The organism is Noviherbaspirillum sp. (assembly GCF_035627455.1).
Classification (GTDB): domain Bacteria; phylum Pseudomonadota; class Gammaproteobacteria; order Burkholderiales; family Burkholderiaceae_D; genus Noviherbaspirillum.
The window spans coordinates 1-24,414 of sequence record NZ_DASPLS010000013.1 but is presented as its reverse complement, the minus strand read 5'-3'; the positions used below and the strand labels follow the sequence as shown (position 1 = coordinate 24,414).

At 61.9% G+C, this 24,414-nt stretch carries 27 protein-coding genes and 1 tRNA gene; 20 read left to right on the top strand and 8 right to left on the bottom strand.

Translation table 11 applies throughout. The features are described from left to right. Positions 1 to 15 precede the first annotated feature (15 nt). The 4 genes from VEC01_RS01925 (at position 16) to VEC01_RS01910 (ending at position 6,047) form a co-directional block, all read left to right on the top strand. Entirely contained in the window at positions 16 to 1,896 is a 1,881-nt protein-coding gene (locus tag VEC01_RS01925) for a S8 family serine peptidase (protein WP_324898207.1), read from the top strand. A 156-nt stretch (positions 1,897 to 2,052) separates the two neighbouring features. Next, on the top strand, positions 2,053 to 2,811 hold the full coding sequence (locus VEC01_RS01920) for a 3-hydroxyacyl-CoA dehydrogenase (RefSeq protein WP_324898205.1): 759 nt from the start codon (positions 2,053 to 2,055) through the stop codon (positions 2,809 to 2,811). A 134-nt stretch (positions 2,812 to 2,945) separates the two neighbouring features. Beyond that, positions 2,946 to 4,739, top strand: a complete 1,794-nt coding sequence (gene ggt / locus VEC01_RS01915) for a gamma-glutamyltransferase (RefSeq protein ID WP_324898203.1) — start codon at positions 2,946 to 2,948, stop codon at positions 4,737 to 4,739. A gap of 96 nt (positions 4,740 to 4,835) precedes the next feature. Further along, on the top strand, positions 4,836 to 6,047 hold the full coding sequence (locus tag VEC01_RS01910) for a patatin-like phospholipase family protein (protein ID WP_324898201.1): 1,212 nt from the start codon (positions 4,836 to 4,838) through the stop codon (positions 6,045 to 6,047). 41 nt (positions 6,048 to 6,088) lie between these two features. On the opposite strand, the gene VEC01_RS01905 is transcribed toward VEC01_RS01910, so the two are convergent. Continuing rightward, the gene (locus VEC01_RS01905; protein ID WP_324898199.1) at positions 6,089 to 6,400 is read right to left on the bottom strand and encodes a hypothetical protein; all 312 of its coding nucleotides are present in this window, start codon (positions 6,398 to 6,400) and stop codon (positions 6,089 to 6,091) included. Positions 6,401 to 6,702: 302 nt separating this feature from the next. Between VEC01_RS01905 and VEC01_RS01900 the strand changes: the two genes are divergently transcribed. The 7 genes from VEC01_RS01900 to VEC01_RS01870 all read left to right on the top strand — a co-directional run bounded on the left by VEC01_RS01900 (position 6,703) and on the right by VEC01_RS01870 (position 12,703). Further along, positions 6,703 to 7,077: a ribonuclease gene (locus VEC01_RS01900; RefSeq protein ID WP_324898197.1), complete on the top strand. Its 375-nt coding sequence runs from the start codon at positions 6,703 to 6,705 to the stop codon at positions 7,075 to 7,077. A gap of 64 nt (positions 7,078 to 7,141) precedes the next feature. After that, positions 7,142 to 7,540, top strand: coding sequence for a barstar family protein (locus tag VEC01_RS01895; RefSeq protein ID WP_324898195.1), 399 nt, complete (start codon positions 7,142 to 7,144; stop codon positions 7,538 to 7,540). A 78-nt stretch (positions 7,541 to 7,618) separates the two neighbouring features. After that, a complete protein-coding gene (gene purN, locus VEC01_RS01890; protein WP_324898193.1) occupies positions 7,619 to 8,251 on the top strand; it encodes a phosphoribosylglycinamide formyltransferase in 633 nt (210 codons plus the stop codon). A 9-nt stretch (positions 8,252 to 8,260) separates the two neighbouring features. Then, the gene (locus VEC01_RS01885; protein ID WP_324898191.1) at positions 8,261 to 9,517 is read left to right on the top strand and encodes an RsmB/NOP family class I SAM-dependent RNA methyltransferase; all 1,257 of its coding nucleotides are present in this window, start codon (positions 8,261 to 8,263) and stop codon (positions 9,515 to 9,517) included. Then, positions 9,514 to 10,065: a phospholipase D family protein gene (locus VEC01_RS01880; protein WP_324898189.1), complete on the top strand. Its 552-nt coding sequence runs from the start codon at positions 9,514 to 9,516 to the stop codon at positions 10,063 to 10,065. Before VEC01_RS01885 ends, VEC01_RS01880 begins: the two co-directional genes overlap by 4 nt. Continuing rightward, the gene (locus tag VEC01_RS01875; protein ID WP_324898187.1) at positions 10,062 to 11,399 is read left to right on the top strand and encodes a mechanosensitive ion channel family protein; all 1,338 of its coding nucleotides are present in this window, start codon (positions 10,062 to 10,064) and stop codon (positions 11,397 to 11,399) included. Before VEC01_RS01880 ends, VEC01_RS01875 begins: the two co-directional genes overlap by 4 nt. A 110-nt stretch (positions 11,400 to 11,509) precedes the next feature. Continuing rightward, a complete protein-coding gene (locus VEC01_RS01870) occupies positions 11,510 to 12,703 on the top strand; it encodes a DesA family fatty acid desaturase (protein ID WP_324898185.1) in 1,194 nt (397 codons plus the stop codon). A 124-nt stretch (positions 12,704 to 12,827) separates the two neighbouring features. Here the strand turns inward: VEC01_RS01870 and rpmG are convergent, their stop codons facing one another. The 3 genes from rpmG to radC all read right to left on the bottom strand — a co-directional run bounded on the left by rpmG (position 12,828) and on the right by radC (position 14,066). Further along, entirely contained in the window at positions 12,828 to 12,995 is a 168-nt protein-coding gene (gene rpmG / locus VEC01_RS01865) for a 50S ribosomal protein L33 (protein WP_220810504.1), read from the bottom strand. A 23-nt stretch (positions 12,996 to 13,018) separates the two neighbouring features. Then, positions 13,019 to 13,255, bottom strand: a complete 237-nt coding sequence (rpmB, locus tag VEC01_RS01860) for a 50S ribosomal protein L28 (RefSeq protein WP_324898181.1) — start codon at positions 13,253 to 13,255, stop codon at positions 13,019 to 13,021. Between the two features lie 136 nt (positions 13,256 to 13,391). Further along, positions 13,392 to 14,066, bottom strand: a complete 675-nt coding sequence (radC, locus tag VEC01_RS01855) for a RadC family protein (RefSeq protein WP_324898179.1) — start codon at positions 14,064 to 14,066, stop codon at positions 13,392 to 13,394. 163 nt (positions 14,067 to 14,229) lie between these two features. Between radC and VEC01_RS01850 the strand changes: the two genes are divergently transcribed. Together VEC01_RS01850 and ispH are read left to right on the top strand one after the other, a co-directional pair. Then, positions 14,230 to 14,685, top strand: a complete 456-nt coding sequence (locus tag VEC01_RS01850; RefSeq protein ID WP_324898177.1) for a peptidylprolyl isomerase — start codon at positions 14,230 to 14,232, stop codon at positions 14,683 to 14,685. Positions 14,686 to 14,716: 31 nt separating this feature from the next. Beyond that, positions 14,717 to 15,658 carry a 4-hydroxy-3-methylbut-2-enyl diphosphate reductase gene (gene ispH / locus VEC01_RS01845; RefSeq protein ID WP_324898175.1) on the top strand — a complete coding sequence of 314 codons (942 nt, stop codon included), beginning with the start codon at positions 14,717 to 14,719 and terminating at the stop codon, positions 15,656 to 15,658. A gap of 332 nt (positions 15,659 to 15,990) precedes the next feature. Here ispH and VEC01_RS01840 read toward each other — a convergent pair whose 3' ends face one another. After that, a complete protein-coding gene (locus VEC01_RS01840) occupies positions 15,991 to 16,176 on the bottom strand; it encodes a hypothetical protein (protein WP_324898173.1) in 186 nt (61 codons plus the stop codon). Between the two features lie 185 nt (positions 16,177 to 16,361). On the opposite strand from VEC01_RS01840, the gene VEC01_RS01835 reads away from it, so the two are divergent. From VEC01_RS01835 to maiA, 6 genes are all read left to right on the top strand, one after another. After that, on the top strand, positions 16,362 to 17,291 hold the full coding sequence (locus tag VEC01_RS01835) for a branched-chain amino acid ABC transporter permease (RefSeq protein WP_324898171.1): 930 nt from the start codon (positions 16,362 to 16,364) through the stop codon (positions 17,289 to 17,291). Positions 17,292 to 17,302: 11 nt separating this feature from the next. Next, the gene (locus VEC01_RS01830; RefSeq protein WP_324898169.1) at positions 17,303 to 18,523 is read left to right on the top strand and encodes an ABC transporter permease subunit; all 1,221 of its coding nucleotides are present in this window, start codon (positions 17,303 to 17,305) and stop codon (positions 18,521 to 18,523) included. A 9-nt stretch (positions 18,524 to 18,532) separates the two neighbouring features. Further along, positions 18,533 to 19,303, top strand: coding sequence for an ABC transporter ATP-binding protein (locus VEC01_RS01825; protein WP_324898167.1), 771 nt, complete (start codon positions 18,533 to 18,535; stop codon positions 19,301 to 19,303). Further along, positions 19,303 to 20,028 carry an ABC transporter ATP-binding protein gene (locus VEC01_RS01820; RefSeq protein ID WP_324898165.1) on the top strand — a complete coding sequence of 242 codons (726 nt, stop codon included), beginning with the start codon at positions 19,303 to 19,305 and terminating at the stop codon, positions 20,026 to 20,028. The genes VEC01_RS01825 and VEC01_RS01820 overlap by 1 nt, the downstream gene beginning before the upstream one ends. Before the next feature lie 128 nt (positions 20,029 to 20,156). Further along, entirely contained in the window at positions 20,157 to 20,852 is a 696-nt protein-coding gene (locus tag VEC01_RS01815) for a fumarylacetoacetate hydrolase family protein (RefSeq protein ID WP_324898163.1), read from the top strand. A gap of 28 nt (positions 20,853 to 20,880) precedes the next feature. After that, complete coding sequence (maiA, locus tag VEC01_RS01810) at positions 20,881 to 21,543, top strand: maleylacetoacetate isomerase (RefSeq protein ID WP_324898161.1); 663 nt, start codon at positions 20,881 to 20,883, stop codon at positions 21,541 to 21,543. Here maiA and VEC01_RS01805 read toward each other — a convergent pair. From VEC01_RS01805 to VEC01_RS01795, 3 genes are all read right to left on the bottom strand, one after another. After that, positions 21,540 to 22,388, bottom strand: a complete 849-nt coding sequence (locus VEC01_RS01805; protein WP_324898159.1) for a fumarylacetoacetate hydrolase family protein — start codon at positions 22,386 to 22,388, stop codon at positions 21,540 to 21,542. The genes maiA and VEC01_RS01805 overlap by 4 nt on opposite strands. Positions 22,389 to 23,015: 627 nt before the next feature. Then, positions 23,016 to 23,183: a hypothetical protein gene (locus VEC01_RS01800; protein WP_324898157.1), complete on the bottom strand. Its 168-nt coding sequence runs from the start codon at positions 23,181 to 23,183 to the stop codon at positions 23,016 to 23,018. Between the two features lie 764 nt (positions 23,184 to 23,947). Next, a tRNA-Arg gene (locus VEC01_RS01795) sits at positions 23,948 to 24,022 on the bottom strand. A gap of 141 nt (positions 24,023 to 24,163) precedes the next feature. Between VEC01_RS01795 and VEC01_RS01790 the strand changes: the two genes are divergently transcribed. Then, a partial coding sequence (locus VEC01_RS01790; protein ID WP_324898156.1) for an ATP-binding cassette domain-containing protein occupies positions 24,164 to 24,414 on the top strand: 251 nt, incomplete at its 3' end.

Sequence of the window (24,414 nt, the reverse complement as noted above, 5' to 3'; positions counted from 1 at the left end):
GCTGCGGCATCTCCCGTGGGCGCTGAGCAGCCCGCCGGCCGGCGGGCGGTTACGCCGCGCAAGGGGCAGTACCTGGTTACGGCGCGCCGGTCGCCGGGCATGCAGCTGATGGGCTTGCAGCCACTGTCGTCCTCGCTCATCGAGCAGTCACTTCGTGCGATGCCCGATATCGAAGTGGTCGATACGGTCGGACCGAAGACCATCATGGGGGCACTGGCCGACGGTTATTCCGATGCGCCTTCGGTGCTTGTCGCAAAGATGACCGAGCAGAAGGCAGTGACCTTGCACCAGCAAGGGCAGGGCCGTCTGATCGTCGAGCGCGACCAGAGCCTTGCGTTGCTTGAGCCTTCGCTCCAGATGCCGCCGCTCGTGGCCGGTGTCGCGCCGACGGCAGGACCGGTGCTGTCGTCGGTGTTTGTCGTGCTCGGCAAGGACAATGCGCCGGTCAAAGATGCGGAAGTCTACCTTTTCGGCAGCTTCCTGCCCGCGACCGGGACTACCGATGAGCGCGGTCAGGTCACGCTGACCCTGTTCGGCGAAACCACGCAGACGGTGCGCGCCTTGTACGTCAAGCCGAAATTCGACTACTGGAGCTTCTACCAGCCCCAACCCGACATCTCGACCGACGAAGCGAACGTGGTCGGCCTGCGGCCGCTGTCGGACGTGCCTTCACTTGCCGGGTTCCCGGGGCAGCAGGTATATACCTGGGGCCAGAAGGTAATGCGCCTGGACCAGCTTCCGGGAGAGTACCGCGGGCAGGGCATCAAGGTTGCGGTGGTGGACTCCGGCATCGCGAATGCGCATGAAGACCTGGGCAAGGTGCGCTTCGGGTTCGACATCCTGAACAAGAAGACGAATGCCGATACCTGGAATGAAGACACGATCGCGCATGGTTCCCACTGCGCGGGCGTGATCGCGGGCGCGGACAATGCCAAGGGGGTGCGCGGCTTCGCGCCGGACGCCGAGGTGCATGCCTGCAAGCTGTTCCCCGGAGGGCAGGTCAGCCAGCTGATAGATGCGCTCGAGTACTGCATCGAAAAGCAGATCGACGTCGTCAATCTCAGCCTGGGAGGGGCCGACCCCTCGGAAGCGATGGAGCAGCAGTTGCTGCGTGCCAGGCGAGCCGGGGTGGCCTGCATCGTTGCCGCCGGCAATTCGGGCGGGCCGGTACAGTATCCGGCTTCTTCGCCGCACGTACTTGCAGTGGCGGCGGTCGGCAAGCTTAATGAATTCCCCGCCGACAGCTATCATGCGCAGACGATTACGCAGTTCATCGACGGTAACGGGTTTTTCTCGGCGAAGTTTTCCTGCTTCGGGCCGGAAATCGCCGTATGCGGGCCGGGCGTCGCGATTACCTCTTCGGTCCCACCCAACAACTTCGCGGTCTGGGACGGCACCTCGATGGCCGCGCCGCATATCACCGGGCTTGCGGCTCTCATCCTCGCGCATCACCCGGACTTCCGCACGACGTACCGGGAACGCAGTGCCGAGCGGGTCGACCGGCTGTTCCAGATCATCCGGATGAGCGCGCGCCGCATCAATGTCGGCGACCCCAGCCGCGCAGGCTTCGGGCTGCCGGACGTGCTGGTCGCGCTTGGGTTGCAGCAGCCTCAGGCAGGCATTCCGGCCGGCGCGACGGCAGCGCCGCAGGCAGCGGCGATCGGCGGACTGATGGGAAACGCGGCTGCCGGCAGCCAGGCGATGGGGCCGCAGAGCTTCAATCCCTACCCGGCCGGTTACGCCGAACACCCGCAGCTGTCACCGCAGGCACTCGCCGCGGGGCAATGGCAGCAGCAATTCGGTGGTATCGACCCGGCGTATGCGGCGTACATGTCCTCGCTCTACCGGCGGCAGGGTTTCCCGTTTGCTCCGGCATTCGGCAGACAGGGCTGGTAACTGCATGTAGCGGCGGGAGGGGCCGCAACGGCACTGGTTCGAAAGGCAGCTTCGGCTGCCTTTTTTACTTTTCCGGCCGGATTTTCGCTACAATTGTCCCGATTTTACGTTTACGTAAACGTCACTAACCTTTCCGATATTCAAGAAGAGGAAGATATGCAGATCCAGAACAGCGTATTCATCATCACCGGCGGCGCTTCCGGCCTCGGTGCGGCAACGGCGCGCATGATCGCGGAAAACGGCGGCAAGGTCGTGCTGGCAGACGTCCAGGTCGAGGCAGGCGAGAAGCTGGCTGCCGAACTGAAGGGCAAGTTCGTCAAGTGCGATGTCACTTCCGAGGCCGACGGCCGCGCAGTGGTCGATGCGGCGACTGCGATGGGCACGCTGCGTGGCCTGGTCAACTGCGCTGGCGTGGCGCCGGCGGTGAAAACCGTGGGCAAGGATGGCCCCCATCCGCTCGACGTTTTCCAGCGCGTGGTCAACATCAACCTGGTCGGCACCTTTAACATGGCGCGCCTCGCGGCGGACGCGATGGCCAAGGCCGACGCAACCGGGCAGGGCGAGCGCGGCGTGATCATCAACACCGCGTCCGTGGCTGCCTATGACGGCCAGATCGGCCAGGCTGCCTATGGTGCTTCCAAGGCCGCGGTGGTCGGCCTGACGCTGCCGATGGCGCGCGACTTGTCGCGCAACGGCATCCGCGTGATGACGATCGCCCCCGGCATCTTCGAAACCCCGATGCTGCTCGGCATGCCGCAGGAAGTGCAGGATGCGCTGGGCAAGATGGTGCCGTTCCCGCCGCGCCTCGGCAAGCCGGAAGAGTATGCGCACCTGGCCAAGACCATCATCGAGAACGTGATGCTCAACGGCGAAACGATCCGTCTGGACGGCGCGATCCGCATGCAGCCGAAGTAAGCAGGCGTACCGGGCTTGAGGTGAGCTATCTCAAGCCCGTGCCGGATTGACGGCATCGCGGCATGACAGGTTTTCGCCGCCAATCTAGACTAAGACAAGCCCATGGCTTGTCTTTTTCTTTTCCGGAGCGATCGATGACGACAACAAGACTGTATGCGATGGCAGCGGCAGCCATGCTGCTTGCCGGATGCGCGAGCACCACGGAGCCGCAGCAGCGCGCCTCCGCCCCGGGGATGCAGGCGCCGGAACGGGCGACCGGTTACACTGAAAAGCCGGGATGGACCGCGAAGAAGTACATGGTGGCCGCCGCCAATCCGCTCGCCGCCGACGCCGGCTACCAGGTGCTGCGCGCGGGGGGCACTGCGGTCGATGCGGCGATCGCGGTACAGATGGCCCTGACGCTGGTCGAGCCGCAATCTTCCGGCATCGGCGGGGGCGCCTTCCTGCTGCATTTCGACGGCAAGACGATCAAGGCCTTCGACGGCCGCGAAACCGCGCCGTCCGCGGCGCACGAAAAGCTCTTCCTTGGTCCGGACGGCAAAGCGCTTCCGTTCCACGATGGCGTGGTCGGGGGGCGCTCCGTCGGGGTGCCGGGCGTGGTGCGCATGCTGGAACTCGCGCACCGGCAATACGGCAAGCTGCCGTGGGCGACACTCTTTGCGCCGGCGATCAAGCTGGCCGAGGAGGGGTTCAGGGTCAGCCCGCGCCTGCATGCGATGCTCAAGACCGAGCAGCATCTGAAGAAGGACCCTGTAGCCGCCGCTTATTTCTACGATCAGAACGGCAATCCCTGGCCTGCGGGGCAGGTGCTGAAGAACCCGGAGCTGGCGCAAGCATTGCGCGACATCGCGACCGGCGGCGCCGACGCGTTCTACCAGGGCCAGCTTGCGCGCGACATCGAGGCGAAGGTGAAGTCTCACCCGACCAATCCCGGCCTGCTTACCGCTGCCGATATCGCCGGCTACCAGGCGAAGGTGCGCGAGCCGGTCTGCAGCGATTACAAGTCCTGGACGGTGTGCGGCATGCCGCCGCCGTCTTCCGGCGGGATCGCGATCGCGCAAATGCTGGGCATGCTGGAAGCGAAGGACATCCGGGCATTCGCGCCGAAGGAAGGCGTGCCGAGCGCGGAAGCGGTGCACCTGTTCTCGGAGGCCGGCCGCCTCGCCTACGCCGACCGCGCACGCTATGTGGCCGACACCGATTTCATACCGCTGCCCGGGAACAGCGCCCGGCCGTTGCTCGACAAGAAATACCTGGCCGAACGCGCGGCGCTCATCACCGACAAGTCGATGGGGCAGGCGAAGTTCGGCATCCCCCCGGCGACAACGCTTGCGCTTGGCGAGGACACCTCGCCGGAACTGCCGTCGACATCGCACATCTCCATCGTCGATGCCGCCGGTAATGCGATCTCGATGACGACCACCATCGAGGACGCGTTCGGCTCCCGTCAGATGGTGCGTGGCTTCCTGCTCAATAACCAGCTGACCGACTTTTCCTTCGATCCGGTCGACGCCAGCGGCGCTGTCGCCAACCGTCTGCAGCCGGGCAAGCGTCCGCGCAGCTCGATGGCGCCGACGCTGGTGTTCGAGAAGGGAACGCGCAAGCTGCTGATGTCGACCGGATCGCCCGGCGGCTCGGCCATCATCAACTATGTCGCCAAGGTCCTGGTGGGAACGCTGGACTGGGGGCTGAATGTGCAGCAGGCGATCAACCTGCCGAACTTCGGCAGCCGCAACGGGCCGACCGAACTGGAGCAAGGCCGGGTGCCGGAAAGCCTGGTCGAACAGCTGAAAGCGAAGGGACACAACGTGCGCCTGATGGAGCAGAACTCCGGCCTGCAGGGCATCATGCGCATGAACATCCACGGCGAGGAGATGTGGTTCGGCGGCGCCGACCCGCGGCGTGAAGGCGTCGTCAAGGGCGACTGATCATTCCGTCAACGCCGCGGCTGGCCGGCGTCGTTTTTTCATCCGCCGCAGCCGCCGCGCCTCCCCAAACGCGGCGCCGCCTGCTAATCTCTTGCTATGGGTAAACAAAAGAGAACCGGGCTGGTGCTGACTGGCGGCGGCGCACGCGCGGCCTACCAGGTCGGCGTCCTCGACGGCGTATCGGCCATCCTGCGCGAAGCCGGCTGGCAGCCGCAGCACAATCCCTACGACATCATCTGCGGTACCTCGGCCGGCGCGATCAACGCGACGGCGCTCGCCTGCCATGCAGACAACTTCGACGAGGGCCTGCAAATGGTCCTGCGCGTGTGGGAGCAAATCAGCGCCGAGCAGGTCTACCGCGCGGATTCGCTTGGCGTGCTCCGTTCCGGTGCGCGCTGGCTGTCGCTGCTGTCCTTCGGCTGGCTGCTGCGCACATGGAAGACCAATCCGCCCAACTCCCTGCTCGACAATACCCCGCTGGTCACGCTGCTGAACCGGATGCTGAATTTTCCCCGGCTCGACGCAGCGCTGATGGACGGTGCGCTGCATGCGCTTGCCGTCACCGCGTCGTCCTATACCGCTGGGCGGCATATCACGTTCTTCCAGTCGGATGCCAACATCGAACCCTGGGTGCGGTCGCAGCGTCTGGCCTTGCGCAGCCAGATAGGCGTCGAGCATCTGCTGGCGTCGTCCGCGATTCCGCTGATTTTTCCGGCCACGCCGATTTACTGCAATGGCCGGCGCGAGTACTTTGGCGACGGCTCGATGCGGCAGCTTGCGCCGATCTCGCCGGCGATCCACCTGGGCGCCGACAAGGTGCTGGTGATCGGCGCCGGCAGGCTGTCGGAACAGGCGAGGGAGGTGCAGGACCACGTCCAGTATCCGAGCGTGGCACAGATTGCCGGCCACGCGATGTCGAGCATTTTCCTCGACAGCCTTGCGGTTGACATCGAACGGATGGCGCGCATCAACCTCACCCTGTCGATGCTGACCGAGGAGCAGCGCGCGCGCACGCCGCTGCGTCCGGTGGACCTGCTGATCATCGCGCCTTCCGAGCGTCTAGACGAACTGGCAAGCCGGCATGTGCAGAGCCTGCCGGGACCGATGCGCATGCTGCTGGGCGCAATCGGCGCGACCGAAGTGCGGGGCGGGGCACTGGCATCGTATCTGCTGTTCGAATCGAGCTACACCGGGGAGTTGATCGCGCTCGGGCGCAAGGATGCGCTGGCGCGCAAGGAAGATGTGCTTGCGTTCTTTGGAGCGCAGCATGTCACAGCGGCGCCGGAAGCGCTGGCCAGGACGGCCTGACGGGACGCCGGCATGCCGCATGCGGCATGCCGGATTGGCGGTCAATAGTCGTAGCGGTGGTGGTGGTGGCGGTGCTTGCGATGATGATGCTTCCGGTGGCGGACTTCCTCTACGTAATATGTCGGACCGTATACGACCGGCGCTGGCTGGACATAAACCGGGCGCGGTCGGACGTAGACCGGCTGTGGCTGCACATAGACGACCGGCGGCGGCGCATAGACCGGGGCCGGCGGGTATGGCGAACCGACGCTGATGGACCAGCTTACGTCGCCGCCGGCACTAGCCAGCGGCGCGGCGACGGCAAGTGCGGCGGCTGCGAGCAATTTAATGGTTAAAAACCCGATGTGTTTCATGGTGCTCTCCTTGATGATCTGCTGAGTATTTAACGGCAGATCTCTGCGCCCCGGCTACCCGCAATTGTTCAAGCGCAAGTAAGTTTTGCAACAATTTGTGAACGGCAATTCCAGGTTCTTTTTTCATTGCTATCTTGGCAATGTCGCCATTAAGGGCGGCCCTCGAAACAGGAGCGAACGCCGGTGCGGATAGCCGCTCGAAATCGAGGCGCGAGGGTTGCCTCGCACCTGACAAAACGTTACCCTACGGTATCCCGCGTGGCGCGTTGTTGCAATTCAATTAATTCAACCGGCAGCCGACAATGATCGCTAAGCTACTGAAAAGTTGGACGTTTTTTGTCCTTGCGTTTTTCCTTTCAGCCAGTGTCATGGCAAGGGAGGGCGATGGCCTCGGCGTGGTGCCGGTGGATCGTCTGCCCAGGGAAGCGCAACAGACGCTGGCCCTGATCAAGCAGGGCGGCCCGTTTCCATATCGAAAGGATGGAAGTGTTTTTCGGAACTATGAAGGGGTTTTGCCGAAACAGAAGCGCGGGTATTATCACGAATTTACGGTGCCTACCCCCGGTGCGCGCAATCGTGGCGCGCGGCGTATCGTTGCCGGCGGCGACCCGAGGACATCGGGCGAATACTATTACACCGAAGATCATTACGCGACTTTCAGGCGCATCAAAGAGTAACGACATGCGAATCGAGTCACTGCACAGCGACCCCGTCCAGCTAATCGCACGAGCCGAGGAAGACATGAGCTTGTTTAAAACCGTGCCGCCTAACGTGGTGCAGTCCATTCGCGCCTTCCGGGTCAACGAGTTGCAGGAGGAGGCTGCCCGTCTCGGCCAGCATTTCCTGTATGCCTACTGTGCGGATGCCACGACCAAGCAGCAGGTGCTCTCGAGGATCGCCACCGCATTCCATTTTCCCAAGCATTTCGGCAAGAACTTCGACGCGCTCGCCGACTGCCTGACCGACCTCGCGTACAAGGCCGGCCCGCAGCCGGGCTTCCTGGTCGTGATCGAGCAGTTGCCCAATACCCCGAAATTCGACAAGGAAGCACGCGAGACGCTGCTGGATGTGTTCCGCGATGCCGCCGATTTCTGGGCCGAGCGCAAGGTTGCTTTCCGCGTGTTCTATTCGTTTCAGTAACTGTTTCGCATCTCCAGGGAAGCCGACCCGCCCGGGGTCGGCTTTTTTTATTCAGAGGAAAGAAGCCGCTACGGTACAATGCGCGCCATGAAAAACATCGTGATCCTGATTTCCGGACGCGGCAGCAACATGCAGTCCATCGTGCGCGCCGCCCGCTCCGAGCAGTGGCCTTGCCGCATTGCCGCAGTCATCAGCAACCGCGCCGACGCCCAAGGCCTCGAGTTTGCCGCTGAACACGGTATTCCGACCGCGGTGGTGGCGAGCAAGGCCTACCCGAGCCGGGAAGCGTTCGACGCCGCACTGCAGGCCGAGATCGATAAATTCGCGCCGGACCTGGTGGTGCTGGCCGGATTCATGCGCATTCTGACGCCGCCCTTCGTGGAACATTACGCCGGACGCATGCTCAATATCCACCCGTCGCTGCTGCCCAGCTTCCCCGGGCTGGCAACCCATCGGCAGGCGCTCGCCGCCGGCGTGAAAGTGCATGGCGCGACAGTGCACTTCGTTACCGCCGAACTCGACCACGGCCCGATCGTCGAACAGGCGGTGGTGCCGGTGCTGCCTGACGATGACGAGCACACCCTGGCCGACCGCGTGCTGGCGCAGGAACACATTATTTACCCGAAGGCGGTACGCTGGTTCGTTGAAGGCAGGCTGCGCATCGATAACGGTATCGTGCGCGTCGCCGCTGACGCCAATCCGCCTGTTTGAAGGAATCCGATGAGATTGCATCCCGCCGTCGTCGGCCATACCGAGGAAGCGCTGCGTGAAATCCTGCGCTTTACCGGCCCGGCCGACGTTGTCCTGTCACGCTATTTCCGCGAGCATCCCAAGCTCGGCCCCCGCGAGCGCAATGCCATCGCCGAAGGCGTCTACGCAGTGCTGCGCAACAAGCTGGCCTACGCGAGTTTTGCCGAATCCGGCAGCGGCCCGGCGATGCGCCGCCTCGCCTTGCTCGGACTGGCCGACGTGGTCGGCGTCGATGCGCTCGGCGGCATCGTCGCCGAAGAGAGTGAATGGCTGCAGCGCATCGCACAGATCGACCGCAATTCGCTGCCCCTCGCATTGCGCGCCAATCTGCCGCCATGGTTGCTCGACAAGCTGGTTGCGCGCGATGGCGAAGCCGCCACGATGCAGCTGGCCGAGTCGCTCAACCGGCCGGCGCCGCTTGATATGCGCGTCAACGCATTGAAGGCAAAACGCGATGAAGTCGTCGCCGAACTGGTCAAGGCCGGCCTCGACTGCGCCCCCACACCTTATTCGCCGCTCGGCGTGCGGGTCATGAAGAAACCGGCGCTGCAGAACCTGCCGCTGTTCAAGGACGGCGCGATCGAGGTGCAGGATGAGGGCAGCCAGCTGCTGGCGCAGATCCTCGGCGCCAAGCGCGGCGAAATGGTTGCCGATTTCTGCGCCGGTGCGGGCGGCAAGACGCTCGCCCTCGGCGCCGCGATGCGCAACACGGGCCGGCTGTATGCATTCGACGTGTCGGAAAAGCGTCTGGCCAAGCTCAAGCCACGGCTTGCGCGCAGCGGCTTGTCCAACGTGCATCCGGTAGTCATCGCCCACGAGAACGACGCCAAGGTGAAGCGCCTGGCTGCGAAGCTCGACCGGGTGCTTGTCGATGCGCCTTGCAGCGGCCTAGGTACCCTGCGCCGCAATCCCGACATGAAATGGCGCCAGTCGCCGGAGTCGGTAACCGAGCTGAACGCTAAGCAGACGGCTATTCTCGCAAGTGCCGCGCGGCTGGTAAAACCGGGCGGCCGCCTGGTCTACGCTACCTGCAGCCTGCTGGACGAGGAGAACGAAGCGATCGCCGCGCAGTTCCTGGCAGGCCACGAGGATTTCGCGCTCATCCCGATGAGAGACGTGCTTGCAGAGCAAAAGATCGCGCTCGAGATGGGCGACCACCTGAAGCTGCTTCCGCACATTCACCAGACCGACGGATTCTTCGCAGCGGTATTCGAGCGCCGCAAATGATCCGGCGGGTGCTGCTTGCCATCGCGCTGCTGTCGGTAACGGCGGTACACGGCACGGCGCTGGAACCGGTGCCTGCCGCCCGCGGCTCGCTTGAACCGCTTTTTACGCCGTGGGATGACATCGAGACCGCCGTCGTCGGGGTCATCGACGGCGCGCGACAGCAGGTTCTGGTGCAGGCTTATCTATTGACCAGTAAAAAAATCGCAACTACCCTGATCGCGGCACACCGGCGCGGCGTCGATGTGCGCGTGCTGGTCGATGCCGGGCAGCTGGACAAGGTCGCTTCCTCGCAGGCGCCGGCGCTGGCGAACGCGGGAATCCCGGTGTGGCTGGAGACGAAATACCAGAATGCGCATAATAAGGTGATCGTGGTCGATGCGCGGACGCCGGCTGCGACGGTCATCACCGGCAGTTTCAATTTCACCTGGACTGCCCAGCACAAGAACGCCGAAAACATACTGATTGCGCGCGACAACCCGGCGCTGGCCACACGTTATGCCCGCAACTGGGAGCGGCACCGGGAAGACGCGACACCCTACAAGAAATGAAACAGACTCTCCTTTCCAGCCTGATAACCGATCTGTGGAGCGACCTGCGCGATCCCGGCCTGTTGTGGCAGCTATCAGCGCTGACGGCCTGCCTGGTCCTCGGCTGGGCGCTCGGCCGGATATTGCGCGGCCGCCTGACCGCGCATGACGTGCAGATGCGGGTCATGCGTCTCGGCGTGGAAAGCTTCTCACGCGTGCTCGTGCCACTGGTGACGCTGGCGCTGATCGCCGTCGCCAAGCTGCTGCTCCAGCAATCGCAGAACGTCAACCTGCTGCGGGTCGCCATCCCGCTGGTCGGTTCCTTTGCGCTGATCCGGCTCGCGTTCTATGTGCTGCGCCGCATCTTCGCGCGCGGCGGGAACGCCGGCAGCTTCCTGGTGACCTTCGAGAAGGTGTTCGCAACTCTGGTCTGGTGCGGCGTGGCGCTGTACATCACCGGCATGTGGACCGATCTGTTGGAGTATCTCGACCAGGTCGTCCTTCCGGTCGGCCGGCACAAGGTGTCCCTGCTGGTGATCGCGCAGGCGGCGCTGTCGGTGCTGGTCACCCTGGTCGTGGCGCTATGGGGCGGCGCAGTGCTCGAAGAGCGGCTCATGCGCATGGATAGCGTCCACTCCTCGCTGCGCGCCGTGGCGGCGCGGCTTGGGCGCGCGATCCTGATCCTGCTGGCGGTGCTGATCAGCCTGTCGCTGGTCGGGATCGACCTGACTGTGCTATCCGTGTTCGGCGGCGCGCTCGGCGTCGGCCTAGGGCTTGGTTTGCAGAAAATCGTCAGCAGTTACGTATCCGGCTTCGTCGTGCTGCTCGAACGCAGCCTGACAATCGGCGACGTCGTGACTGTGGACAAGTATTCAGGACAGATTACGCAGATCAACACCCGCTACACCGTGCTCAGGGGAGGGGACGGCATCGAAACCGTAATCCCGAACGAAATGTTGCTATCGGGCACGGTACAGAACTATTCGCTCAGCGACCGCATACTGCGCCTGTCTACCCGGGTTACCGTGGCGTACAAGAGTGATGTGGACCTGGTGCTGGCGTTGCTGATCGACGCCGCCGCCAGCGTGGACCGCGTACTGAAGGATCCGGCACCGCATGCCTTCCTGATGCGCTTCGACGCGGACGGCTTTGAAATGGAACTCGGGTGGTGGATCGCCGACCCCGAGAACGGACGCTCCAACGTGCTGTCGGATGTTAACCGGGCGGTATGGAAAAATTTGCAAGAGCACCGCATCGAGGTGCCGTATCCGCAGCGGGAAATCCGGCTGCTTGACCTTCCTCCGGCAGTCGAAAACCGGGTATCCAGGGCTATGCGGGCCACCGAAACGCAATAACAGCGTAAAATCGGGGCAAATTTGCACTCTGCCCGTCGGTTTTTGACTGACAGACAGTCTCCAGCAGCTCTCTGGATGCGCCAACTCGACATATCAAGGACTGATCCACAATGCTCGACGCAGTACTGAATTTTCTTTCCAATGGCTTGGCCGGTGCTTCCGGCTGGGAAAAACTGATTTACACGCTGGTTGTCACGCATATCACAATCGCCAGCGTGACGATCTTCCTGCACCGCTGCCAGGCGCACCGCGCACTCGAGCTGCATGCAATTCCGAGCCATTTCTTCCGTTTCTGGCTGTGGCTGACGACCGGCATGGTGACGAAGGAATGGGCGGCCATCCATCGCAAGCACCATGCAAAGTGCGAAACCCCTGATGACCCGCACAGCCCGGTGACGCGCGGCATCAAGAAGGTACTGCTGGAGGGGGCCGAGCTGTATCGGAGCGAGTCGAAGAACCGCGAAACCATCGAAAAGTACGGCCATGGCACGCCGGACGACTGGATCGAGCGCAACCTCTACAGCAAGTACAGCTGGCAGGGCGTGGGCCTGATGCTGATCATCAACGTGATGCTGTTCGGTGTCATCGGCCTGAGCATCTGGGCAGTGCAGATGCTGTGGATTCCGGTAACGGCAGCCGGCATCATCAACGGCATCGGTCACTACTGGGGCTATCGCAACTACGACTGCACAGACGCATCGACGAATATTTTTCCGCTCGGCATCATCATCGGCGGCGAGGAACTGCACAACAATCACCACACCTTCGGCACCTCTGCGAAGCTGTCGTCCAAATGGTATGAATTCGATATCGGCTGGCTGTATATCCGCATTCTGGAGACGCTTGGGCTGGCAAAGGTGAAGAAGGTAGCGCCGGCGCCAAAGTTCGACCGTCAGAAAGCCGTCGCCGATTTCGATACGCTGCAATCGGTGATCGCCAACCGTTACGACGTGATGGCGAAATATGCGAAATCGGTCCGGCGTGCGTGGCGCGATGAGTTCGATCACCTGGCCGGGAAGGCGAAGCTCGAAGTCAGGTTTCTGAAAAACGCCCGCAAGCTGCTGCAACGTGAGCCGGGCAAGCTGGAGGCGCCGCAGAAACAGCAGCTGGTCGAGCTGTTTGCGCATAGCAATGCTCTCAAGACCATGCATGAGATGCGCGTCGAACTCGGCGCGATCTGGGAACGGTCCAACTCCAGCCGGGAACAGCTGCTGCTGCAGTTGCAGGACTGGTGCGCGCGGGCGGAGGCGTCCGGCATCAAGGCTCTGCAGGAATTTTCGCTGCGCCTGCGCAGTTACGCGTGATTCGCTGACGAAGGAAAAACGCGGCCCGGAAATATCCGGGCCGCGTTTTTTTGCGCGCCTCTATTCGCCCACCCAAACAAAAAGCCCCGCAGGGCGGGGCTTTTTATAACGGAAGCCGGATCAATTACTTGATCTTGGTTTCCTTGTATTCCACGTGCTTGCGTGCCTTCGGATCAAACTTCATGATCGTCATTTTTTCAGGCATGGTGCGCTTGTTCTTCGTGGTGGTGTAGAAATGACCGGTACCGGCGGTCGATTCCAGCTTGATTTTGTCGCGGTTAGATTTTGCCATGATGATTTCCTGATGAGTTCCGCTTAGATTTTCTCGCCACGTGCGCGCATGTCAGCAAGCACGGCGTCGATGCCGATCTTGTCGATCACGCGCAGGCCGGCGTTGGAGATGCGCAGGGAAACCCAGCGGTTTTCGGATTCAACGAAGATGCGGCGATTCTGCAGGTTCGGCAAAAAGCGACGCTTGGTCTTGTTGTTTGCATGGGAAACGTTGTTGCCGACCATCGGCCCCTTCCCGGTGACTTGGCAAACACGTGCCATGGTTAACTCCTTAAAAAGATCCGGAATTCGGAAAAACCGAGAGTATAGCGAAAAAAATCTGCATTTTCAACGACTTGCGAAAATTAAGTGTGTCTTGAAATACTCGTCGAATTTAACAATTGTCTGGGGCATGGGATTACATGTCACCGTGCTCCGCGAATGAATACACATGCCGCCCCGCGACGACCAGGTGATCGAGCACGCGCACATCGACCAGGGCCAAGGCCTGCTTGAGTGCGGTTGTCAGCGCGCGGTCCGCGGCACTCGGCTCCGGCGTCCCGGAAGGATGGTTGTGCGCGAGGATGATGCCCGCCGCATTGTGCGCGAGAGCCGCTTTAACGACTTCGCGCGGGTAGACGCTGGCATGCATCAGCGTCCCGCGGAACAGCTCCTCGGCCGCGATCAGCCGGTTCTTCACATCGAGGAACAGCACGGCGAAGGACTCGTAGGGCTTTTTCGCCAGCAGCAGCTGCAGGTATTGCTTGACCACCTGTGGCGAGTTGAGCGTTTCGCCCGCGCGCAACTCCTCGATGAGGGAGCGCCGCGCGAGTTCCATTACCGCCTGCAGCTGCGCGAACTTTGCTGGTCCCAGCCCTATCAGTTCCGAAAACTCGTCCAGGCTGGCGGAAAAAAGGCCGTGCAGCGAGCCAAAGTGCCCGATCATCTCGCGCCCGAGGTCGACTGCGCTCTTGCCGCTGACCCCGACGCGCAGGAAAACCGCCAGCAGCTCGGCATCGGACAAGGTCTGGGGACCATGCTTGATCAGGCGCTCGCGCGGGCGCTGATCGGTGGGCCAGTCGGAAATCGCCATGAGAGAGTCTGGTGGTTGCGGGTAGTGCAAGCGTATAAAAGAATTGCAAAATATGCAACTGACTTCGGGGAGCCTTTAAGGCATGGGCATCGCCGCGAAGGGGCAACCTGCATGACAGCCAGCTGGCATACAATAGCGGGTTACCACCTCACCAAGAGATCCCATGTCGAATCAAGCCCTGCCCGTCGTGACGGAAAACGCCTACCTGACCCTGCACTACCGGCTCGCCGTCGCCGATGGTAATAACATTGTTAGTACATTCGAGGAAAAGCCCGCGACCCTGCATCTTGGCACCGGGCAGCTCGCACCCTTCCTCGAGGAGTGCCTGATGGGCTTGTCCGAAGGAGCGCACCAGATATTCGAACTGCCGCCGGAAAAGGCCTTCGGCCCGCGCAATCCGGACCTGATCCAGCGCGTATCGCGCGCCGCTCTTGACCAGAATTCCGCGGGAGACGACGAATATGCGATCGGCGACCTGATCGAGTTCAATGCGCCGAGCGGCGGTCGCTTCTCGGGCGTGCTGCGCGCGATCGACGCCGAAAGCGCACTGTTCGACTTCAACCACCCGCTCGCAGGGCAGGCCATCCGGTTCGAAGTCCGGATCATCGGCATACTGTAAATTTGAATCGGCCCAACAAGGATGACAGGGAATGGATAAGGAAGTCCTGCTCGCACAGCCGCGCGGATTCTGTGCCGGCGTAGACCGCGCAATCGAGATCGTCGAACGCGCGCTGGCGGAGTTTGGCGCACCCATTTACGTGCGCCACGAGATCGTGCATAACGCCTACGTGGTCGAGGACCTGCGCCGCAAGGGCGCGATCTTCATCGAGGAGCTGGACGAGGTTCCGGCCGGGAATACCGTGATCTTCTCTGCGCACGGGGTATCCAAGGCGGTGCAGGAAGAGGCGCGGGCGCGCGGCTTGCGGGTGTTCGATGCGACCTGCCCGCTGGTGACCAAGGTGCACGTCGAAGTCGCGAAGATGCGCCGGGAAGGCCGCGAGATCATCATGATCGGGCATGACGGACATCCGGAGGTCGAGGGCACGATGGGGCAGGCTGATGAAGGCATGCACCTGGTGGAGAACGTGGCGGACGTGGACCGTCTGCAGGTCGCCAATCCCGACATGCTCGCCTATGTGTCGCAGACGACCCTGTCGGTGGACGATACCTCCGACATCATCGCCGCGCTCAAGCGCCGCTTTCCGAACATCTCGGAGCCGAAGAAGGGGGATATCTGCTATGCCACCACGAACCGGCAGGAAGCGGTCAAGTTCATGGCGCCGCAGGTGGATCTCGTGATCGTCGTCGGCAGCCCGAACAGCTCCAATTCGAATCGCCTCAGGGAAGTCGCTGAAAAGAAGGGCACGGCGGCCTACATGGTGGACAATGCCTCCCAGATCGATCCGGCCTGGATCGCCGGCCGCAGCAGGATCGGCGTCACTGCCGGAGCGTCCGCTCCCGAGGTGCTGGTGCAGGCCGTCATCGACCGCTTGAAATCGCTGGGTGCGCAAAGCGTCCGCTCGCTGTCGGGCGTCGAGGAGAACGTTACTTTCCCCTTGCCAAAAGGTTTGTCGGTTTCACATATGGAGTGATTTCAGGAAATGCCACGGCTTTTGGTCAGTCCGGAATTAAATTCAGGGTGGCGCTGTAAATTCCATCAATTGTTTTTTGCGACTGTCGTTATGATGCAGCCTGCAATGACACTAGGTGTTACAAACTGCCTAGTCGCCGACTTTCCGCCGTCGTCATAGCTTGGAATGCTTCGGTGACGGCGGAGTGCCGATCGAATCAGTGCGGGCGGCGGGCGGACGCGGCAAATATTCAGGAAGTTTTTTGCTTTTTTGAATATAAAGAAGATATCCGTCCCGGAATGCAGGGCACGCCGCGGAGGGAGCCTGCTTTCACGAGAGCCTGAATCTGGTTGTCATGGTTCTAACATCGGCACCGGCACCGTTGTTGCTTCGGCACGGTATGAATAAACATTCCGCAATAATGTTTCATAACGGAACAGGTTCGGTATAATGCCGCCCGGTTCTGTGCGCTCATAAGGCACCACCTTACTATAAAAAGTTTTTACCGAAGACGGCGAAGGAGACACGATCATGCGCATTCAACCCACCCCAGTCATTCGCATTGCCGTGGCAGGTCTGTTCAGATAAATAACGAATTCACCGAGCGGCACCCCGAGATTTTTCCCGGGTGCCGTTTTTGTTATCTGAATCGATTTGCTGCATCCGCACATTGCGTCGCGACGTTGTAACCGATTTGAACGATCTTTAAAGAGAGTAGGCAAACATGGATACATTTATCCAACAAATCATCAATGGACTGGTGCTAGGTAGCATGTATGCGCTGGTCGCGCTCGGGTACACCATGGTGTACGGCGTTCTGAATCTGATCAACTTCGCGCATGGCGACGTGTTGATGGTGGGCGCAATGGTCGGGGTGACCATCCTCAAGATCCTGGAGACCGCGGCGCCCGACCTGCCCGGCATCGTCAAGCTATGCATCGCGATCCTCGGCGCGATCCCGGTCTGCGTGATCGTCAACGTGGTCATCGAACGTGTCGCCTACCGACGGCTGCGCAATGCGCCGCGTCTGGCGCCGCTGATCACCGCGATCGGCGTGTCCATCCTGCTGCAGACCTTCGCGATGATGATCTGGGGCCGCAGCCCGATTCCCTTCCCGCAAGTGATGCCGGCCGAACCGTTCGAGATCGCCGGCGCGCTGATTTCCCCGACCCAGGTGATGTTGCTGGTCCTCGCCGCCGTCGCGATGCTGGGCCTTGTCCTGCTGGTGGAGCGCACCCGCATGGGCCGCGCAATGCGCGCCACGGCGGAAAACCCGCGCGTGGCCGGCCTGATGGGCGTGGACGCCAACAAGGTGATCGTGATGACCTTCGCGATCGGCGCGGCACTCGCCGCGGTCGCCGGGGTGATGTGGGGCGCCAACTACTCGTCGGCGCAGTTCGCGATGGGCTTCGTGCCCGGCCTGAAGGCGTTCTCCGCGGCTGTGCTTGGCGGCATCGGCAATATCTACGGCGCGATGGTCGGCGGCATCCTGCTCGGCCTGATCGAAAGCCTGGGTGCCGGCTACATCGGCGATCTGACCGGAGGCTTCCTCGGCAGCCACTATCAGGACATCTTCGCATTCATCGTGCTTATTATCGTACTCACACTGCGTCCGTCCGGCATCATGGGTGAACGTGTTGCGGACCGTGCGTAAAGGAGAGCTTCATGTCTACACTATTCGACGTTAAACAGAATCCGCGCAAGGCGTTCATCAGCTTTGCGATTCTCGGGGCAGTGTTGCTCGCCTTCCCGTTCATCGCATCGAACTTCGGCAACTCCTGGGTCCGCATCATGGACCTGGCGCTGCTCTACATCATGCTGGCGCTCGGCCTGAACATCGTGGTCGGCATGGCCGGCCTGCTCGACCTTGGCTACATCGCGTTCTACGCGCTGGGCGCCTACATGACCGGCCTGCTGGCGTCGCCGCAGTTCGCGACGGTGCTCGAATCCTTCGTCAACACCTATCCGATGGTCGGCGATGCGCTGATCTGGATCGTGGGCGAAGAGGCTGCCAAGAACGGCATCCACCTGTCGGTGTGGCTGATCGTGCCGTTCGGCGCGGCGCTGGCGGCGGTGTTCGGCGCGCTGCTCGGTGCACCGACGCTCAAGCTGCGCGGCGACTACCTGGCGATCGTGACCCTGGGCTTCGGTGAAATCATCCGTATCTTCATGAACAACCTGAATGCGCCGGTCAACATCACCAACGGCCCGCAAGGCATCAACCTGATCGACCCGATCCGTATCTTCGGCGTGTCGCTGGCCGGCGAACCCGGTTCCAATGCCACCGTGAAGTTCCTCGGTTTCTCGATGCCGTCGGTCAACGCGTATTACTTCCTGTTCCTGCTGCTGTGCGGCCTGATCATCTTCGTATCCGTACGCCTGCAGCATTCCCGTCTCGGCCGTGCCTTCGTTGCGATCCGTGAAGATGAAATCGCCGCCAAGGCGATGGGCATCAATACCCGCAACGTCAAGCTGCTGGCATTCGCGATGGGCGCCTCCTTCGGCGGCGTCGCCGGCGCCATGTTCGCGTCTTTTCAGGGCTTCGTGTCGCCGGAATCGTTCTCACTGATGGAATCGATCGCGGTACTGGCGATGGTGGTGCTTGGCGGTATCGGCCATATTCCGGGCGTCGTGCTCGGCGGTGTGATTCTCGCCGCGCTGCCTGAAGTGTTGCGCCACGTGGTCGAACCGATGCAGCGCCAGCTGTTCGGCACCGTGCTGATCGAAGCGGAAGTGCTGCGCCAGCTGCTGTACGGCCTGGCGATGGTCGTCATCATGCTGTACCGTCCGGAAGGCTTGTGGCCGTCACCCAAGCATGAAGACCGCATGGATGCGAACGCGAAGAAACGCCTCGACGAAAAAGAACCTGCTGCGCTGGCTGCATAAGGAAATTCCATGAGCGAACAAATCATTCTGAATATCGCAGGCGTGAACAAGCGTTTCGGCGGCCTGCAGGCGCTGTCGGACGTCAACGTCAAGATCATGCGCGGCCAGATTTATGGCCTGATCGGCCCGAACGGTGCGGGCAAGACCACGTTCTTCAACGTGATCACCGGCCTGTACCAGGCCGACACCGGGTCTTTCGAGCTGGCCGGCAAACCGTACTCGCCGTCCGCGCCGCATGAGGTCGCAAAGGCCGGCATTGCGCGTACCTTCCAGAACATCCGCCTGTTCGGTGAAATGTCGGCGGTGGAAAACGTGATGGTGGGCCGCCATGTGCGCACCAAGCAGGGCGTGCTGGGCGCAGTGCTGCACCACAAGGCAGCGCGCGAGGAAGAGGCTTCGATCCGCCGCCGCGCAATGGAACTGCTGGACTTCGTGGGCATCGCGCAATTCGCGCACCGCACTTCCCGGCACCTGTCCTACGGCGACCAGCGCCGCCTGGAAATCGCACGTGCACTGGCGACCGAACCGCAACTGCTGGCGCTGGACGAACCGGCTGCAGGCATGAATGCCACCGAAAAACTCGCGCTGCGCGAGCTGCTGGTGAAAATCAAGGCCGAGGGTAAGACGATCCTGCTGATCGAACACGACGTGAAACTGGTGATGGGACTCTGCGACCGCTTGACGGTTCTGGACTACGGTAAACCGATTGCGGAAGGCGTGCCGGCCGAGGTGCAAAAGAACCCGGCTGTGATCGAGGCATATTTGGGAGGATCTCACTAATGAGCGAAAACATTCTGAAGATCAGCGGCCTGAAAATCGCTTACGGTGGCATCCAGGCGGTCAAGGGCATCGACCTCGAAGTGAACAAGGGCGAGCTCGTCACGCTGATCGGTGCCAACGGTGCAGGCAAGACCACGACGCTGAAGGCGATCACCGGCACCCTCCCGGGCTGCAAGGTGGAAGGCCAGATCTACTACACCGGCCAGCAGATCCAGGGCGCGAAGTCCTTCGCGCTGGTGAAGAACAAGCTGGCGATGGTGCCGGAAGGACGCGGCGTATTCACCCGCATGACCATTCTGGAAAACCTGCTGATGGGCGCGTATATCCGCGACGACAAGGATGGCATCCAGGCCGATGTCGACAAGTGGTTTGGCGTGTTCCCGCGCCTGAAGGAGCGCTCCTCCCAGCTGGCCGGCACGCTGTCCGGCGGCGAGCAGCAGATGCTGGCGATGGCCCGCGCGCTGATGAGCCATCCGAAGCTGCTGCTGCTGGACGAGCCGTCGATGGGCCTGTCGCCGATCATGGTGGAAAAGATTTTCGAAGTGGTGCGCAACGTGTCCGCGCAAGGCGTGACCATCCTGCTGGTGGAACAGAACGCGAAGCTCGCGCTGCAGGCAGCGCATCGCGGCTACGTGATGGACTCCGGCCTGATCACGATGACCGGCAACGCCAGCGACATGCTCGACGATCCGAAGGTGCGCGAAGCCTATCTCGGCGAAGCCTGACCCTGGGTCCGCATATCCTGCAAGCCGCCTTGTTCGCCTCCGCGACAAGGCGGTTTTGCTTTGTGCCCGTGCCGAACGGCAGACAGCGCGATGCGATGGCATAATCGAAAAAACCAAGGAGATACGCCATGCAATTTGCCATTCCGCCGCAACCCCAGGCCGCTGTTCCCGTCGCCGGCAGCGACAAGGTATTTCCGGTCCATCGCATTTATTGCGTCGGCCGCAATTATGTCGAGCACGCCAAGGAAATGGGCGGCACCGGCCGCGAAGCGCCGTTCTTTTTCATGAAGCCCGCCGATGCGGTTCTTCCCGTGCCGCACGGTACTACCGGTGAAATGCCTTTCCCGGGCATGACCAATGACCTGCATCACGAGATTGAGCTGGTGGCGGCGCTCGGCAAGGGCGGGAAAAACATCCCCGCGTCGGCCGCGCTGGAGCATGTCTGGGGCTATGCTGTCGGCCTCGACATGACGCGCCGCGACCTGCAAGGCGAAGCGAAGAAGCTTGGCCGTCCGTGGTGCACAGGCAAGGGATTCGATTATTCGGCACCGATCGCGCCCATCCATCCGGTGGCCGAAACCGGGCATTTCAGCAAGGGCACGATCCGGCTCGACGTCAACGGCGCGACGCGCCAGAGCAGCGACGTCGAAAAGCTGATCTGGAATATCGCCGAGACGATCGAGCATCTGTCGAAATACTACGAGTTGCGTGCCGGCGACCTGATTTTCACTGGCACCCCGGCCGGCGTTGCCGCTGTTGCACCGGGTGACCTGCTGGAAGGCGCAATTGAAGGCCTGGGTGAATTGCGCGTGAAGATCATTTGATAGTGGCGCTCGCCGCATGGAGGGCATCGTGAAGCTCTACAGCTATTTTCGCAGCTCCGCCTCGTATCGCGTTCGCATTGCGTTGAACCTCAAGGGACTGGCGTACGACATTGTCCCGGTCCATCTCCTGAAGAACGGCGGCGAACAGCTCTCGCCTGAATACCGGCAGCTCAATGCCGATGGACTTGTGCCGGTACTGACTGACGATACGCAGGGCGAGGCTGCGGCATTGACGCAGTCGCTCGCGATTATCGAATACCTCGAAGAGACGCATCCGCAGCCGGCGCTGCTGCCGGCAGAGCCGTGCGACCGTGCCTGGGTGCGCGGCATCGCACTCTCGATCGCCTGCGACATCCATCCGCTGAACAATCTGCGCGTGCTGCGCTACCTGGTACGCAACCTGAATGTCAGCGAAGACGACAAGAACGCATGGTACCGGCACTGGTGCGAACAGGGACTGGCGGCGCTGGAAACGACGCTGGCCAGGGACAAGCGCAGCGGCCGGTTCTGCTACGGCGACACGCCTACGCTTGCCGACTGCTGCCTGGTTCCGCAGGTCTTCAACGCGCAGCGGCTGAATTGCGACTTGTCGCGCCTGCCGACCATCATGCGCATCAATGACGCCTGCCTGGCGCTTGACGCCTTTGCCAATGCCGCGCCGGCCGTGCAGCCGGATGCCGAGACATCCTAGGCCTGGTAGGCAATCACTTGCTGGCGCTGCTCGCCCAGCCCGTCGATGCCAAGCACCATTTCGTCACCGCGCTTGAGGAAGCGCGGCGGCTTCATGCCCATTCCGACCCCGGGCGGCGTGCCGGTGGTGATGATGTCACCGGGCAGCAGCGTCATGAACCGGCTGACGTAACTTACGATCTCGGCCACTGAAAAGATCATCGTGCGGGTGTTGCCCGACTGGACGCGCTTGCCGTTCAGGTCCAGCCAGAGATCGAGACGCTGCGGGTCGGGTATTTCGTCGCGCGTCACCAGCCAGGGGCCGACCGGCCCGAAGGTGTCGCAGCCCTTTCCCTTGTCCCACTGCGACCCGCGCTCGAGCTGGTATTCACGCTCGGACACGTCGTTGACGACACAATAACCCGCGACGTGACGCAGTGCATCCTTCTCGCTGACATAACGCGCGGCGGTGCCGATGACCACGCCGAGTTCCACCTCCCAGTCGGATTTTTTCGACCCGTTCGGCAGCATCACCGGATCGCTCGGGCCGGACAGACAGGAGGTGGCCTTCATGAAGACGATCGGCTCCTTCGGTATCGGCATGCCGGCTTCGGCCGCGTGGTCCGAATAGTTCAGGCCGATGCCGATGAACTTGCCTGTCCCCGTGAGCGGAACGGCGAAGCGTGGCTTGCCGCGTACGGCGGGCAGCGCTTGCGGATTGATCTTCGCGAGCCTCGCGAGCGCCTTGTCCGACAACTGCCCGGGGCCGATGTCATCAATGATCCCCGACAGGTCGCGCAGCCTGCCCTGTTCATCGATGAGTCCGGGTTTTTCCTTGCCGATGCGGCCGTAGCGCGCCAGTTTCATGCGATCTCCTTGTAGGGCGTGATGCCTCGTTTCTTCTTGGCACCGGAACATCGCAATATAGGCGGGCGCCGCCTTGTTGTCCATGCTACGGCACGCATCTTACCGGAGGCCGGCAAGGACGCCGAACCGGCCTTGCCGGCAGGGCGTCGTAATTCCTTGCTTACGTCAGCCGGTCCCGCAGGTCGTGAACCGGGTTGTGAAACGGCGCCGAAACGGCGACACGAGGTCCTCCTGCCAGGCGCATTCTGCGCAAGGATCATGATGCGCGTGCCGCCGTGGCGGCACGCCGGAACGGCGCGGCGACCCGGCCGGCCGTTCCTGCTGCGGCGATGCTACATGACCAGGAAGATCAGCGACAATCCGGCGAGCATCGCTGTTGCGAGCAGCATGACGACGAACGGGATTTTCATCTCAGCCTCCTTCCGAGAAAAGCGTGTACTCGGTGCGATGAACCCTTTCAATCGCTTAGGCGAATCGGACGCAGGAAAAGTTTCGGTGCGAAGGGCGCCCCCGACATACCTGCCTTGATTTTAATCAACGTCAAAAAATGCTTTTAAATCAGTGGCCTGTGTTCTGATGAGAATACTTTTCCACAAAGTTGGCCACAGTTTGTGGGGGTAAGGCCGTTCAGGGTGATGTGGGCGGGATGATCAGTTTTCCCAGCAGGCTGAGGCGACGCGCCACTTCCGATAATCCTTCCACCGGCGATTCCGGGGCTTCCTGATCGGATGCGTCGACGGTGGTGGCCTCAGGTTGTGCTGCGGGAGGAATCGGGTCTTCGTCTGGTTTCGGCATGGGCACCCCTGGGCGAATGGCGTGCAGCCATATTAAAGCCGGTGGCAGAGAGCATGTTGACCTTGCTCATTCGGCAACCGGAGGCGCCGCAAGCATTCGCCGTTCCCTGAAGCGCTCAGCGGCTCCAGACGCTGCCCGACCACCCGGGGCCGCCCATCTGCGCACCGGCGCCATTGCCGCCGCGTAGCCGACGCTGATGATGAAGGGGAGGGGAATGGCGGCGGAATCGCGGGCCCGATTCGACGCGCATGCCGAATGAGGGCGCGGCATACAGCGGTGGCGCAACGTGGACCGGCACCGGGTCGTACACAGGCGCCGGGACGACATAGTACGCCGGAGGAGTCGAGTAATACGTTGGAGGTGTCGAGTAAGTCACAATGGGCGCGGCACCGTATGTGGTCACGGTTTCCCGGTACGCCGGTTGCGATTCGTAAGTCGCGCAACCGGACAACAGCAGCGATATCACCGCGGCAAATGAAGTAACAAGCTTGCTCATTGCATATAGTCTCCTCCGGGGATTATAGGAATGCTTATGACGACCCCGAGAAAAGTTACCAGTCGTTACAAGTAGGCCCTGGGAGCAGCGGCGAGGCAGCAACGCCGGTGGTTAGGGCATCGCACGGTGCTGTCGCCGGGCGAACTTTTCACTGCCTGTTCCAGTGTGCCGGCCAGCCGCTGCATGACGAAGGCAATTCCGCACAAACAAAAACCCGCGTTCTCACCGGGAGTGGCGCGGGCTTTCGGACGATATTGAACTGCAGGCTTGGTCCCGCCGCCGGGAATCGAACCCAGATCTAGCGCTTAGGAGGCACTCGTTCTATCCATTGAACTACGGCGAGACTCGCAATGGCCTGAAATTGCAGCCAAGGCGAGATTATAGCCGAGACAACGGCAGGAAATCCTTCCGGCGTTCCGCTTATCGGTACAATGCGTGCTTCTGATCCCAATCGGGCGGCGTCCAAGCCGTCAATCCTTGTTTTATGGCTGTCATCTCCCTTACTAATGCCCAGCTTGCGTTCGGGCACGTCGCATTGCTTGACCATACCGAGTTTTCGCTGGAGGCGGGTGAACGCGTCGGCCTGATCGGCCGCAATGGCACCGGTAAATCCTCGCTGCTGAAGATCCTCTCCGGCATGTCGAAACTGGACGACGGCCTGCTGGTGATGCAGCAGGGTGTCAAGGTGGCCTATGTCGAACAGGAGCCGCAGTTCGAAAGCGGGGCTACCGTATT